This window comes from Rhodobacter sp. JA431, from assembly GCF_900217725.1.
In the GTDB taxonomy this organism is placed as follows: Bacteria; Pseudomonadota; Alphaproteobacteria; order Rhodobacterales; family Rhodobacteraceae; genus Rhodobacter; species Rhodobacter aestuarii.
Genome location: NZ_OBMP01000001.1, coordinates 778963 through 792328, shown reverse-complemented (window position 1 = coordinate 792328; position 13366 = coordinate 778963). Strand labels below are relative to the sequence as shown.

Sequence of the window (13366 nt, the reverse complement as noted above, 5' to 3'; positions counted from 1 at the left end):
CGGCGCAGATGGGGCTGACATGACCGAGACGATCCTTCTTGCCGACCTGCTTGCGCTGACTGAGGCGACGCTTCCCGAGATTGCGAAACTGACCGCCGAGGCGACTGCGGGCCTGAAGGCTAAAGTCAGCCGGGGCGACAAAATCTCCAATGCCGCGCTGGAAGAGGACCAATTTACGGCCCATGCGTTGGCGTGGCTCGCCACCTATAATCAGTCGCTGATCCAACTGCGCGGCTGGGCGGGCCGTGTCGCCGAGGCGGGCCAGTTTGGTGAGATGGAGCAGCTTATCCTGCAAATCGGCTTTGGCGAATACCTCAACCAGATTGCCGGTGGCATCCCGATGAGCCAAGGCGAAACCGCGCGCCTGACCGACCTTGGCGTTGCGTGGGAGCCGTCGGAGGCCGCGCGCAAACTGATGGCTGAGGGCAATACCAATGCCGCGCGTATGGCGCTGGTTGCGCGGATGCAAGACAACCAAGGCCGCGCGCTCTTTGGTACCTCAGGCTTGGATGAAGAGTTGGAAATGATCCGCGATCAGTTCCACCGCTATGCCGAGGAACGCGTGATCCCGAATGCGCATGAATGGCACCTGAAAGACGAACTGATCCCGATGGAGATCATCGAGGAACTGGCCGAACTGGGCGTGTTCGGGCTGACCATCCCGGAAGAATATGGCGGGTTGGGCCTGTCCAAAGCCTCGATGGTGGTGGTGACCGAGGAGCTTTCGCGCGGTTACATTGGCGTCGGTTCGCTCGGCACGCGGTCCGAGATTGCCGCGGAACTGATCATTTGCGGCGGTACCGAGGAACAAAAGCAAAAATGGCTGCCGGGGCTGGCCTCGGGCGAGATCCTTTCGACCGCTGTTTTCACCGAACCGAACACCGGCTCGGACCTTGGGAGCCTGCGCACCCGTGCGGTAAAGGATGGCGATGACTGGGTGGTGACGGGCAACAAAACTTGGATCACTCACGCCCAACGCACCCATGTGATGACGCTTCTGGCCCGCACCGAGCCTGACACCACCGATTGGCGCGGCCTGTCGATGTTCTTGGCAGAAAAGACCCCGGGCACCGATGACAACCCCTTCCCGACGCCGGGCATGACCGGCGGCGAGATCGAGGTTTTGGGCTATCGCGGCATGAAGGAATATGAGCTGGGCTTTGATGGCTTCCGCGTGAAGGGCGAAAACCTTCTGGGCGGCGAGACCGGCAAAGGCTTCAAACAGCTTATGGAAACCTTTGAATCGGCCCGCATCCAAACCGCTGCCCGCGCCGTGGGTGTGGCGCAGGCGGCTTGCGAGATCGGGATGCAATATGCGATCGACCGCAAGCAATTTGGCAAATCGCTGATCGAGTTTCCGCGCGTCGGCGGCAAGCTGGCGATGATGGCGGTCGAAATCATGATCGCGCGGCAGCTGACCTATTTCTCGGCTTGGGAGAAAGACCACGGCCATCGCTGTGACGTGGAAGCGGGTATGGCGAAACTGCTCGGTGCGCGCGTGGCTTGGGCGTGCTCGGACAATGCGCTGCAAATCCACGGCGGCAACGGCTTTGCGCTCGAATACACGATCTCGCGTATCCTGTGTGACGCCCGCATCTTGAACATCTTCGAGGGTGCGGCGGAAATTCAGGCGCAAGTGATTGCGCGTCGCCTGCTGGGTTGAGCCGTTTCAAATTGCATCAAGCGGGGCCATTCTTGGCCCCGTTTTTTATTGCGCCTCCAAAGGTTTCGCGCAATCTGGCGGGAAAGGAGACCGCCATGATCCGTGATGCCCGCCCTGAGGATGCTGAAGCGATTTGCACGATCTATAATGACGCCGTGCAAAACTCGACTGCGATCTGGAACGAGATTTTGGTGGATGCCGAAAACCGCCGTGCGTGGATTGCTGAGCGCCAAGCGGCGGGCTTTCCGGTGCTGGTCTGGGACGAAAGCGGGCAGGCCTTGGGCTATGCCAGCTTTGGCCCGTTTCGTCCGCATGATGGCTATCGGTTGACGGTCGAACATTCGGTCTATGTCCACCCGGATCATCGCTCCGGGGGCAAGGGCGCGCAGTTGATGGCGGCGCTGATTGCCCGCGCGCGGGCGGAGGGCTTTCATGTTATGGTGGCGGCGATTGATGCGGCGAATACGGGTTCAATCCGCCTGCACGCGCGGCTGGGCTTTGCCGACGTTGGCGTGATGCGCCAAGTGGGCAAAAAATTCGGGCGATGGCTTGATTTGGCGCTGATGCAACTGGTGCTCGATGATCGCCCTCAGCCCTGACGGGCAATGGCGTCGATCAACCGCCGTCGCGCCTCTGGCAATTGTTTGCGGGCATGATCTTCGGCAAAGCGGGTCAGGAAGTGGCCGGTGAGGGAGAGGCCCTCGCCAATCTCCCCCCAAGTGGCCGGGCCTTGGCCCAAAAGGCACAGCGGCAAAGGCAACAGGCGCGGGGCCCAATCGCCCGCGCCCGCGCGGCTCACTGCCCTGCCTGAGCGAGGTGAAACATAGGCCAGATCATCGCGCGTGCCGGTGACCGCGCAGCGGGTGAGGTCGAGTCCGCTGCCAAGCTCTTCAAGCAGTGCCATTTCCCAGTGCAGGTAATCCACCACCCAGCCCTCCGCCGCTTGCCCGATCACGGTGAAAAGCGGCTCGGTTGCTGCGTAAAGACGCGGATGCGGGTCGCGCTCGGCCAGCACAAAGGACAGCATCGCACAAACCGAATTGAGCCCCATCAGCGCGAGCCGATCAGAAAGCGCGCCCGCACGCGATTCCAACGGCTCAACGGTGAAACTGCCCAAATGATCCTCAAGCCGCGCGCGCCAGTTAAGCGCGACATGGCTGCCCGGCATCAATGTGGCCGCCATCTTGCGCGATGCCCCGCCGCGTACCACGCCAAGGTGGCGGCCATGCATGGCCGTAAACACCTCGACAATCGCGGAGCTTTCGCCATGCAGGCGGGTTGAAAGGATCGTGCCTTGGTCTTGCCAGTCCATCTGTTTCGCCACAGGCGGGGGGCTGTCTGCCCCCCGAACCCCCCGAGGATATTTGGACAAAGTCGAAGGGGAAAGTCAGTCTTTCAGACCGTCTTCTTCCAAAAGCGTGCGGCCATGCCGAGCTTCGAGTTCGATCACCCAAAGATCGGGGTCAAAGCTGCGTTGCTTGCGGATGCTTTCATCCACCTCACGCTCAGCACCTTCGGTCAGCACCGCCCAAGCCTCGCTATCGGTCATCAGGTCAAACCGGCGGGTGTAAAGCTTTGCCTGCCCATCCAGCGTGGCGCATTTCACCATCACCGCACCGCTATCGGGTTGCCCCTTGGCGGCGATATAGGCGGGGATATTGTTCAACTCCAACCGTTTGAGATAAGCCCGCACCCAAAGTTCGGCGCGCAAACGGGGCGGCATGGTCAGTTGCCGTCCTTGAAGTCGAGCCCCATTTCCGAATAGCGCTCGGCTTCGTCTTGCCAGTTCTCGCGCACCTTCACCTGCAAGAACAGATGCACCGGGCGGCCCATGAAATCGGCCAGATCATGGCGCGCGGCGGTGGAGATGCCCTTGATCGTCTCGCCACCCTTGCCCAGCACAATGCCCTTATGGCCATCGCGGCTAACATAGATCACCTGGTCGATCCGGGCGGAGCCATCGGGGCGTTCTTCCCAGTTTTCCGTCTCGACGGTCAACTGATAGGGCAGTTCTTCATGCAGCCGCAGGGTCAGCTTTTCGCGGGTCACTTCGGCGGCGATCATACGCATCGGCAGGTCGGCGATCTGGTCCTCGGGGTAATACCACGGGCCAACGGGCAATTCACCCGCAAGCCAACTCCGCAGATCGTCCACGCCATAGCCCTTTTCGGCCGAGATCATAAAGGTCCGCACAAAGGGGAATTCGGCATTGGCTTTCTCGGCCAATTCCAAAAGCCGCTCGGCTTTCACCTTGTCGATCTTGTTGATGGCAAGCGCGACGGGTTGCGTGCCTTCGCGCGATTTCAGCGCTTCCAAAATCGCCATCACCCCATCGGTCAGGCCGCGATGGGCCTCAATCAGGAGCACCACGATATCGGCATCGGCGGCGCCCCCCCAAGCGGCGGTGACCATCGCCCGGTCAAGGCGGCGGCGCGGACGAAAGATGCCGGGGGTATCGACAAAGACGATTTGGCTTTGACCAGCCATGCACACCCCGCGAATGCGGGCGCGTGTGGTTTGCACCTTATGGGTGACGATCGAGACCTTCGCGCCGACCATCTGGTTGAGCAGGGTAGACTTGCCGGCATTGGGTTCGCCGATCAGGGCAACAAAGCCCGCGCGGGTGGTTTCGGTCATCTGGACTCCTGAAGTTTGCTGCGGGATAGTCCATTCCGGTGCGCAAGGCTAGCGCGAACCGGATTTTGTAAAAAGGGAATTTCATGAGATTGGTGCGTCGGCTTGTCCGAATATTGATTGGTTCGCAGAAACCCCGGCGCAAAACACTGCCGCACAGGGCGCAAGCGGTTGATGCGCGAGCCTCCGCCTCGAAAATCACTGCTGTTTCGGTGCAAACGACGGAAATCTGCTTTGAGGCTGTTTCCCAAGTTCTTTCCGGCAAATGTTGGATCGTTGATGGCGATACGATCATCATAAATAAGACCCGTATCCGATTGGCGGGAATTGATGCCCCAGAGATGGACCATCCCTATGGAAAGAAAGCCAAATGGATGCTTCATGCCCTTTGTAAGGATCAGGTTGTTCGCGCCGAGTTGACGGGCGACGCAAGTCATGAACGGGTGGTCGCGACCTGTTATCTTGAAGATGGACGCGATCTCTCTGCCGAGATGGTGAAAGCTGGTTACGCGCTCGACTGGCCCAAGTTCTCGGGTGGTAAATATCGCGGACTGGAGGCGCCTGATGCACGCAAGAAGCTATGGCGCGCCGCCGCGCGCCAACGTGGGCGTATGCCGCACAATTAGCTGCTTAGCCTTGTTCCAACCGCGCCAGCAGCGCCTTGGCGGCGGCTTGTTCGGCTTGGCGTTTGGAGCCAGCCACGGCCTCTTCGCTATCGCCTGAGTCGAGTTGCACGGCGATGCGAAACTTGGGCGCGTGGTCGGGGCCATCGCGGCCAAGCGTTTCATAGCGCGGCGGGGCCATGCCGCGCGCCTGCGCCCATTCTTGCAGCGCGGTTTTCGGGTCACGGGCATCTTGTTCGACCGTGTCGATACGCTTGCCCCAAAGCCGCAACACAAGCGCCTTGGCGACCTCAAACCCTGCGTCCAGATAGACGGCGGCAATCACCGCCTCCATCGCATCGCCCAGAAGCGCTTCCTTGCGGCGCCCGCCTGACATCATTTCAGACCGGCCGAGTTTGAGCACCGCTCCAAGGTCGATCTCGCGCGCGACAGCGGCGCAGGTTTCTTTGCGCACAAGCGCATTGAAGCGCGGCGCTAGCTGGCCCTCAGAGGCGGCACGGTCGGCGCGAAACAGCGCCTCGGCCATCGAAAGCCCCAATACGCGGTCGCCCAGAAATTCCAGCCGCTGGTTGTCGGGCCGGGTCGGGGAGCCCAGCGAGGAATGCGTGAGCGCCCGCACCAGAATTTCTGGTTTTTCAAAGCTATGGCCGAGCCGCGTCATGAACGCGGCGAGATCCGCCGAGACCTTCATTCCACCGCCTTGAAGAACCGATCCGACCGCCAGGTCCAGAAGTAGAAGAGCGATTTGCCCGCCGAAGAGAACATCACCCGGTCGGCGCGGCCCACCAGATATTCCGCCGGCACAAAGCCCACGCCGCCAATGCTTTGCGGGAAGCGGCTGTCTTCGGAATTGTCGCGGTTGTCGCCCATGAAGAAGTAATGGCCTTCGGGCACGGTGAAGACCGGCGTATCATCGGCGCGACCGCCATTGATGATGTTCAGAATGTCGTGGCTCACGCCATTCGGGAGCGTTTCGATCTGGCGCGGTTTGATGCAATCGGCGCCTTCGCCCACCGGCTCATTGGCGCAGCGCGGGCGGCCCCCTTGCGGGCCTTGCGGCTCATAGGTTTCGACGAATTGGCCACCGTCTTGCAGCTTCACCGGCGTGCCGTTGATGTGCAAAATGCCCCGCACCATCTGGATTTTATCACCCGGTAAGCCGATCAGCCGTTTGATGAAATCGACGTTCTTGGTGGGATGGCGAAACACCACCACATCGCCGCGTTCGGGCTCTGAGGCGAAGATCCGCCCCTCGACCGGGCAGGGCGAGAAATCTGGCCCTGCGAAGGGGCAAGAATAGCGCGAATAGCCATAGGCCATTTTGTTGACGAAGAGGAAGTCGCCGATCAGCAGCGTGTCCTTCATCGAGCCCGAGGGAATCCAGAACGGCTGGAAGAAAAGGGTACGAAAGACCCCGGCAATCACCAACGCCCAAAATAGGGTGCGGAGGGTTTCGCCGATGCCGCCTTCGGATTTGCTGGCCATGCTCTGCCTCTTCTTAAAAACTTTGCCTTCCTTGGCGCGTCACGGGGATCAAGTCAAGGAAGCGGGCGGGCCTCGATCACCACGAAAGCTTGTGCCCAAGGGTGATCATCGGTGAGTGTGACATGCACGATGGCCTCATGGCCTTCGGGGGTCATTTTGGCGAGCCGCTCTGCGGCCCAGCCGGTCAGTTCCATAATTGGTTGGCCCGTTGGCAGATTTACCACCGCCATGTCTTTCCATGAAATGCCCATCGCAAGCCCGGTGCCCAAGGCCTTGGAACAGGCCTCTTTTGCGGCCCATCGCTTGGCATAGGTGCCCGGCGTATCGGCGCGGCGTTCGGCTTTGGCGATTTCGGTGGGGGTGAAGACGCGGGTGCGGAAACGATCGCCGAACCGCTCCAGCGTTCCGGCGATGCGTTCGATATTTGCAAGGTCAGAGCCGATGCCAAGGATCATGCGTTGCTCACGCCCGGGCTGCGTCCATCAGCCGCCGCATTTCCGCAATTGCCGGACCAAGCCCGATGAAGACCGACTCGGCAATCAGGAAATGGCCGATGTTGAGTTCGGCAATTTCCGGGATTTCGGCAATCGGCATCACGGTTTCATAGGTCAACCCGTGACCCGCATGGACCTCTAGCCCAAGGCTGGCGGCGAGCGCCGCGCCTTTGCGCAAAGCGGCAAGCTCGGCATCGCGTTCGGCGAATTTGCCTGCGTAATGCAGGTCGCAATAATGGCCCGTATGTAGCTCAACCACTGCGGCCCCAATCGCGGCAGAGGCCTCAATCTGGCGCGGATCAGGGGCGATGAACATCGACACCCGCGCCCCCGCCTGACGCAGTGGCGCGATATAGGCGGTGAGCCGCGCTTGATCTTTGATTACGTCAAGCCCGCCTTCGGTGGTGCGCTCTTGGCGCTTTTCCGGCACAAGGCAGACAGCATGGGGTTTGGTCGCAACGGAAATGCGCTGCATTTCCTCGGTTGCCGCCATTTCGAAGTTGAGCGGAATGCGCAAATTGGCCTTCAGTTCCGCCATGTCGGCATCCGAGATATGGCGGCGGTCTTCGCGCAAATGCGCGGTGATCCCATCGGCCCCGGCCTCCTGTGCCAAAAGCGCCGCGCGCAAGGGGCTCGGGTAGGACGCGCCGCGAGCATTGCGCAGCGTGGCCACATGGTCGATGTTGACGCCAAGGCGGATCGAACGGGTCATTGGGGCCTCCGGGGGATCATTGGCGCCACTATGCCCAAAGCTTTGCGCAGAGGGAAGATGCCGCTTAGCCACGCCCCGGTTCGTGATCGGTTTTATCGTTCTTTTCGGCGGCTTCGTTCGACTGGATCTTCTGTGGGGCGACCAAGGCACCCTCGGGTGCACATTCCACAGGCTCATCTTCAACGGTTTTGCGTTGTGGCAGCTTCGCTTTAAGCTTCGCAAGCCGTGCCTTCAGCCGCAATTTGCGTGCTTTTTGATAGGCCGTCACCAGTGGTAGCGCGATGTAATAGCCAATCGCCCCGGCAACCGTTCCCATGACTACACCGCCCAGAAGATAGGGCAGGAAGATGTCATAGAAAAACTCGGACATCCCGCTCCATTGCGTCGGGGCGCTGGTGAAAATGGCGATCAGATTGTGGCGTGTATCGACAAAGGCTTGGGCAAAGATATCAAGCAGCCCTTCGGCATGGCTCGCATCATAGCTTTCCCATGTCATCCAGTGGCCCAGCTTGATGGCGCTGAGCGCGATCAGCGGGAAGGTCAGCGGATTGCCGATCACCGTCGCAAAGAGCGAGGCCAGCACATTGCCGCGGAAAAGCTTGGCCAGCACAGCCGCCACAATCAGGTGAATGCCAAAAAGCGGCGTGAAGGACACGAAGATACCGATGAAGATACCGCGGGCAATCCGGTGCGGCGGGTCGGGCAGACGGTTCAGCCGGTGACGAATATAAGTAAAGGCCCGCCCCCAGCCGCCGCGCGGCCAAAGCGAGTCTCGCAGCACCGCCTGCCAGCTGCGCTTGTTTCGCCTCTTGAAAACCACGTCTTCCCTTCCGCCCCCATCAGGGCTTGCGCGCCAGATCTCGCCAGCGTTCCACCTGCGCCACATCTGATTCTGCCTCAAGGGCTGTCAGAAGTCTGTGCAGGTGTTCGGCATCGCGTAACTCGACCTCTACGACAAGCGAGTAAAAGTCTGGTTTGCGATCGACAAAATTCAGGTCGGAAATGTTGGCTTTTTGCGCGCCGATCAGCGTGCAGATATGGCCAAGCACCCCGGCATCATTCGAGATCGTGAGCTTGAGCGAAACCGAATAGGCGGGCGGGTGTTCGCCCTCTTGCCAATGCAGGTCCACCCAGCGTGCGGGCTGGTCTTCAAATTCTTCAAGCGCGGGGCAGTCGATTGCATGGATCACTACGCCCTGACCGCGATAGGTGATGCCGACGATTCGCTCGCCCGGCAGCGGATGGCAGCAGGCTGCGCGGCGGAAGCTTTGGTCCGCGCCAAGCCCAAGCACAGCGCGGCTGGGTTCAATCGTGGCCGGGCCGCGCGTTGCAAGTTCGGGATAGAGTGTTTCCACCACTTCGCGCGCAGTAATTTCGGCAGAGCCAAGCTGGGCCAGAAGCTCGGTTTCATCCGGCAGGCCCAAGGTTTTGGCCGCCGTGCGCAAGGCTTTGTCGGAGACTTTGCGGCCAATATGCTCAAAGGCCACCCGCGCGAGCTCGGTGCCGAGTTTGACAAACCGGCCTCGGTCTTCTTCACGTAGGCTTTTGCGGATCGACGCTTTGGCGCGACCGGTGGCCACAATATCAAGCCAAGTGGGCTGCGGGCGCTGACCTGCGGCGGTGATCACCTCGACCGATTGGCCGTTTTTAAGCCGGGTCCACAGCGGCACGCGAATGCCGTCCACCTTCGCGCCCACGCAGGAATTGCCGATCCGGGTGTGGATCGCATAGGCAAAGTCAATCGGCGTGGCGCCTTTGGGAAGTTTGATCACATCGCCCTTGGGCGTGAAGCAGAACACTTGGTCCGAATACATCTCGAGCTTGACGTTCTCGAGGAATTCGTCGTGATCGCCTTCGCCAAAGCGTTCATTGAGCGATTTCAGCCATTTGGCCGGATCCACGGCAAAGGGGTTCAGCGCGCGTTCGCCATCACGGTAGGACCAATGCGCGGCCACGCCCGCCTCGGCCACCTCGTGCATCTGCCGGGTCCGAATTTGCACCTCAACCCGTTTGCCATCGCGCCCCGACACCGTGGTGTGGATTGAGCGATAGCCGTTCGATTTCGGTTGGCTGATGTAATCTTTGAACCGCCCCGGCACCGAGCGCCAGCGCTGGTGAATGAGGCCAAGCACGGTGTAGCAATCCGCCACGTCTTGGGTGATGACGCGGAAGCCGTAAATATCGGACAGGCGCGAGAAGGTGAGGCTCTTCTCTTCCATCTTGCGCCAGATCGAATAGGGGCGTTTGGCGCGGCCAAAGACATCGGCCTCGACCCCCGCCTTTTCCAACTCATGGCGAATGTCGGCGGTGATCTGCGAGATCACATCGCCCGATTCCTTTTGCAAGGAAACGAAACGGCGAATGATCGAGGTGCGCGCTTCGTGGTTGAGCACTTTGAAGGCGAGGTCTTCCAACTCCTCGCGCATCCATTGCATCCCCATCCGGCCAGCTAGCGGCGCGAAAATCTCCATCGTTTCGCGTGCCTTTTGGGCCTGTTTTTCAGGGCGCATGGAGCGGATCGTGCGCATATTGTGCAAACGGTCGGCCAGCTTCACCAAGATCACCCGCAAGTCTTTCGACATCGCCATGAACAGCTTGCGGAAGTTTTCCGCCTGTTTCGTGGCGCTCGACGAAAGTTGCAGGTTGGTCAGCTTGGTGACGCCATCGACCAATTCGGCGATTTCATTGCCGAACATCGCTTCGACCTCGGTATAGGTCGAGCGGGTGTCTTCGATTGTGTCGTGCAAAAGCGCGGTGACGATGGTGGCATCATCAAGCCGCTGCTCGGTCAAAATCGCCGCGACGGCGACGGGATGCGTAAAATAGGGCTCGCCCGAGTGACGGAACTGCCCCTCGTGCATCTGGAGACCGTAGGCGTAAGCTCGGCGGATCAGATCAGCATTGCAGCGCGGGTTATAGTTGCGAACGAGCGCGATCAGGTCTTCGACGTCGATCATTCGCGCGCGCTCGCCCCCTTGGTCTTATTCGCGGCCTTGCGCGTCCATCAGCGCGCGCAGCATGCGCTCTTCGTCCATGTCGTCCGCTTTCGGACGGTCCACTTCACCCGACATCAGCATCGCCATCGAATCCTCTTCGGGTTCGTCGACTTCGATCTGGGTCTGGTTGCTTTCGATCAGGCGCTCGCGCAGATCGTCGGCCAGTTGGGTTTCTTCGGCGATTTCGCGCAGCGCGACCACCGGGTTCTTGTCATTGTCACGATCAATCGTGAGCGGGGCACCGGCGGCCACTTCGCGCGCACGATGGGCCGCGAGCATTACCAGCTCGAAGCGGTTCGGAACCTTGTCAACGCAGTCTTCAACCGTCACGCGGGCCATGATCATCTCCAGAAGAACGGGGAGGTGTGAACCGCCTACTTAGTCGCTTGATCCGGGCTTGACAAGCCGCCCACTCCGCCAAACGGCGCAGAAAACGGCACAAGCGCGGCTTTTTCGGCCGGATCAAGGCTCTGCACCATTTCCTGCACGGTTTTGCCTGTTGCCGGATGGCGCCACAGCGGGGCGATTTCGGCGAAGGGAATCAGCACAAAAGCACGATCCGCCAGCCTTGGATGCGGCAAAATCAATTGGTCTGGAGCTTCAGTCATTTGCTGTTCAAGTGGCAGGCCACGCCAATGGGCCTGTGTTTGGGGATCGGGCAGGATGGTTTGACCGACGGCGATCAGGTCCAGATCAATGCCGCGCGCTCCCCAACGCTTTTCGCGCACCCTCCCAAGACGCGCCTCGACCCGATGTAGCGCAGCGAGGGTGGCTTCGGCGGGCAGGGTCGCTTCAAATACGGCACAACCGTTCACATAGTCGGGGCCCGAACCGGCCGGAAATGCGGGTGAACGATAAAATCGACTAATCGCCTTTAGGTTGAGTGCCTCTGAGCGCAAAAAATCCATAGCCGTCACAATGCTTTGTGCCGGTGACCCAACAAAACTTGGAAGATTCGCGCCGAAAGCAATAAAAAACGTGCTAGTATACATAAAGACAGATACCTTCCCCACTCGGCGCTTGTTATCCACGCGCTCTATCAGACGGTTTCTGCGGCGTATTGTGCATATCGATTTCCGCGTCAACCACTCGGCATAGGCCGCCGCGGAACCGATGGAAAGGACTTATTGATGTTTTACAAAGACGAACGTCTGGCGCTCTTTATCGACGGTTCGAATCTTTATGCGGCTGCCAAAGCGCTAGGATTCGACATCGATTACAAGCTCCTACGGCAAGAATTTGAACGCCGTGGTAAGCTGGTCCGGGCTTTCTACTACACAGCACTGCTCGAAAACGAGGAGTACTCCCCGATCCGCCCGCTGGTGGATTGGTTGCACTACAATGGCTACGCCATGGTGACCAAGCCGGCGAAGGAATACACTGATTCCATGGGCCGCCGGAAGGTGAAGGGCAACATGGATATCGAGCTGGCGGTCAATGCGATGGAACTCGCGCCGCGGCTTGATCATGCGGTTCTGTTCTCGGGCGACGGGGATTTCCGTCCGCTCGTGGAAGCGCTGCAACGCATGGGCGTGCGCGTATCGGTTGTGTCCACGATCCGTAGCCAGCCGCCGATGATCGCCGATGAGTTGCGCCGTCAGGCCGACAATTTCATCGAGCTCGACGCGCTGCGTGACGTGATCGGGCGGCCGCCGCGTGAGCCGCGCGAAGGCGTTGAGACGGCGGAAGCCTGATCTCTTCTACACAAATGCAAAAGGCGGCGGTCCACTCCCGCCGCCTTTTTGCATGGCGCGCTCAGTCGCGTGGAGCAGCGGCGCGGCGTAGCCGGTCGTTGATGGCGCGACCAAGACCCGTTTCGGGGATTGGGGCAACCGCAATTGCGGTAGCGTTGCGCGCCGTGGCCAGTTTGTCGGCTGCCCGCAGCGTAGCGAAAAGGGCCGCCGCAGCTTCAACCAAATCCGCCGTGGCGGAAAGCGTCAGATCGGCTTGCGGGCCGGAGCCAAAGCCGATGAACACTTCCCCATCACGTTTTTCCGTTGCGTTGAGCCGCACCGCTGCGCCGGGGGCGTAATGTGAAGTCAGTTGGCCCGGGGCATTGGGCTTGGCCGCATTGCCACCGCTGGCCAAGGACGCGCCAAGCGCCTCTTCCAAGGTCTCTGCAGGCAGGCCACCGGGGCGCAGCATCGTGGGTGGATCAAGGGACAGGATTGTCGATTCAACGCCCACCGCGCAGGCCCCACCATCCAGCACCGCAGCGATCTTGCCCGACAGACCTTCTAGCACATGATCCGCTTCGGTTGGGCTGACTTTGCCGGATGGGTTGGCCGAAGGCGCGGCAAGCGGGCCGCCAAAGGTTTCCAAGAGCGCGCGGGCAAGGGGATGCGCGGGCAGGCGCAAGGCCACCGTCTCAAGCCCAGCACTTACCAAATCCGAAATCCCAGCCTCTATGCGCAGGGGCAAAACCAGTGTCAGCGGGCCGGGCCAAAACGCTCGCGCCAAGTCTCGCGCTTGCGGGGTAAACACGGCAATCTCTTCCGCCATCGCCATATCGGCTACATGCACGATGAGCGGGTTGAATTGCGGCCGCCCTTTGGCGGCAAAAATCCCGGCAACGGCGGTTCCATTGCGTGCATCACCGCCAAGGCCATAGACCGTCTCGGTCGGGAAGGCGACCAGCGCGCCTGCGTGCAACAGTGTGCTCGCGCGTGCCAGCCCTGCGGCATCGGCCCCCAGACGTTCGGTCATTTCCGGCATGGTCCTTTTGTGACGCTGCGTTGCAGTAGACGGAGCTTTCCCCT

Annotated in this window: 16 protein-coding genes; 4 read left to right on the top strand and 12 right to left on the bottom strand. The window is 60.5% G+C overall.

Features of this window, described 5'->3' with window-relative positions:
* The first annotated feature begins 19 nt into the window (after positions 1 to 19).
* Positions 20 to 1663 carry an acyl-CoA dehydrogenase family protein gene (locus CRO18_RS03530; RefSeq protein ID WP_097081064.1) on the top strand — a complete coding sequence of 548 codons (1644 nt, stop codon included), beginning with the start codon at positions 20 to 22 and terminating at the stop codon, positions 1661 to 1663.
* A gap of 95 nt (positions 1664 to 1758) precedes the next feature.
* The gene (locus CRO18_RS03525) at positions 1759 to 2262 is read left to right on the top strand and encodes a GNAT family N-acetyltransferase (RefSeq protein ID WP_097081063.1); all 504 of its coding nucleotides are present in this window, start codon (positions 1759 to 1761) and stop codon (positions 2260 to 2262) included.
* Here the strand turns inward: CRO18_RS03525 and recO are convergent.
* The 3 genes from recO to era form a co-directional block, all read right to left on the bottom strand.
* Positions 2253 to 2975, bottom strand: a complete 723-nt coding sequence (gene recO / locus CRO18_RS03520; RefSeq protein WP_097081062.1) for a DNA repair protein RecO — start codon at positions 2973 to 2975, stop codon at positions 2253 to 2255. The two genes, CRO18_RS03525 and recO, sit on opposite strands and share 10 nt — an antisense overlap.
* A gap of 75 nt (positions 2976 to 3050) precedes the next feature.
* Positions 3051 to 3386 carry a DUF1491 family protein gene (locus CRO18_RS03515; RefSeq protein WP_097081061.1) on the bottom strand — a complete coding sequence of 112 codons (336 nt, stop codon included), beginning with the start codon at positions 3384 to 3386 and terminating at the stop codon, positions 3051 to 3053.
* 2 nt (positions 3387 to 3388) lie between these two features.
* Positions 3389 to 4300 (bottom strand): GTPase Era, encoded by a 912-nt coding sequence (gene era, locus CRO18_RS03510; protein WP_076485081.1) that lies wholly within the window; start codon positions 4298 to 4300, stop codon positions 3389 to 3391.
* Between the two features lie 92 nt (positions 4301 to 4392).
* Here era and CRO18_RS03505 point away from each other — a divergent pair, with 92 nt between their 5' ends.
* A complete protein-coding gene (locus CRO18_RS03505) occupies positions 4393 to 4923 on the top strand; it encodes a thermonuclease family protein (RefSeq protein ID WP_249275979.1) in 531 nt (176 codons plus the stop codon).
* 4 nt (positions 4924 to 4927) lie between these two features.
* Here the strand turns inward: CRO18_RS03505 and rnc are convergent, their stop codons facing one another.
* The 8 genes from rnc to folK form a co-directional block, all read right to left on the bottom strand.
* Positions 4928 to 5611: a ribonuclease III gene (gene rnc / locus CRO18_RS03500; protein ID WP_076485082.1), complete on the bottom strand. Its 684-nt coding sequence runs from the start codon at positions 5609 to 5611 to the stop codon at positions 4928 to 4930.
* Positions 5608 to 6405: a signal peptidase I gene (gene lepB, locus CRO18_RS03495; protein ID WP_076485083.1), complete on the bottom strand. Its 798-nt coding sequence runs from the start codon at positions 6403 to 6405 to the stop codon at positions 5608 to 5610. Before lepB ends, rnc begins: the two co-directional genes overlap by 4 nt.
* 53 nt (positions 6406 to 6458) lie before the next feature.
* Positions 6459 to 6860: a holo-ACP synthase gene (acpS, locus tag CRO18_RS03490; RefSeq protein ID WP_097081059.1), complete on the bottom strand. Its 402-nt coding sequence runs from the start codon at positions 6858 to 6860 to the stop codon at positions 6459 to 6461.
* A gap of 7 nt (positions 6861 to 6867) precedes the next feature.
* A complete protein-coding gene (locus tag CRO18_RS03485) occupies positions 6868 to 7611 on the bottom strand; it encodes a pyridoxine 5'-phosphate synthase (RefSeq protein ID WP_076485085.1) in 744 nt (247 codons plus the stop codon).
* A gap of 64 nt (positions 7612 to 7675) precedes the next feature.
* On the bottom strand, positions 7676 to 8392 hold the full coding sequence (locus CRO18_RS03480) for a DUF2062 domain-containing protein (RefSeq protein ID WP_249275978.1): 717 nt from the start codon (positions 8390 to 8392) through the stop codon (positions 7676 to 7678).
* Positions 8393 to 8450: 58 nt separating this feature from the next.
* A complete protein-coding gene (locus tag CRO18_RS03475; protein WP_076485086.1) occupies positions 8451 to 10568 on the bottom strand; it encodes a bifunctional (p)ppGpp synthetase/guanosine-3',5'-bis(diphosphate) 3'-pyrophosphohydrolase in 2118 nt (705 codons plus the stop codon).
* Positions 10569 to 10592: 24 nt separating this feature from the next.
* Positions 10593 to 10946: a DNA-directed RNA polymerase subunit omega gene (gene rpoZ, locus CRO18_RS03470; protein ID WP_076485087.1), complete on the bottom strand. Its 354-nt coding sequence runs from the start codon at positions 10944 to 10946 to the stop codon at positions 10593 to 10595.
* A 35-nt stretch (positions 10947 to 10981) separates the two neighbouring features.
* A complete protein-coding gene (folK, locus tag CRO18_RS03465) occupies positions 10982 to 11599 on the bottom strand; it encodes a 2-amino-4-hydroxy-6-hydroxymethyldihydropteridine diphosphokinase (RefSeq protein ID WP_097081057.1) in 618 nt (205 codons plus the stop codon).
* A 138-nt stretch (positions 11600 to 11737) separates the two neighbouring features.
* Here folK and CRO18_RS03460 point away from each other — a divergent pair, with 138 nt between their 5' ends.
* Positions 11738 to 12301, top strand: a complete 564-nt coding sequence (locus tag CRO18_RS03460) for an NYN domain-containing protein (protein WP_076485089.1) — start codon at positions 11738 to 11740, stop codon at positions 12299 to 12301.
* A gap of 61 nt (positions 12302 to 12362) precedes the next feature.
* Here CRO18_RS03460 and CRO18_RS03455 read toward each other — a convergent pair whose 3' ends face one another.
* Complete coding sequence (locus CRO18_RS03455; protein WP_097081111.1) at positions 12363 to 13313, bottom strand: L-threonylcarbamoyladenylate synthase; 951 nt, start codon at positions 13311 to 13313, stop codon at positions 12363 to 12365.
* Positions 13314 to 13366: the final 53 nt, after the last annotated feature.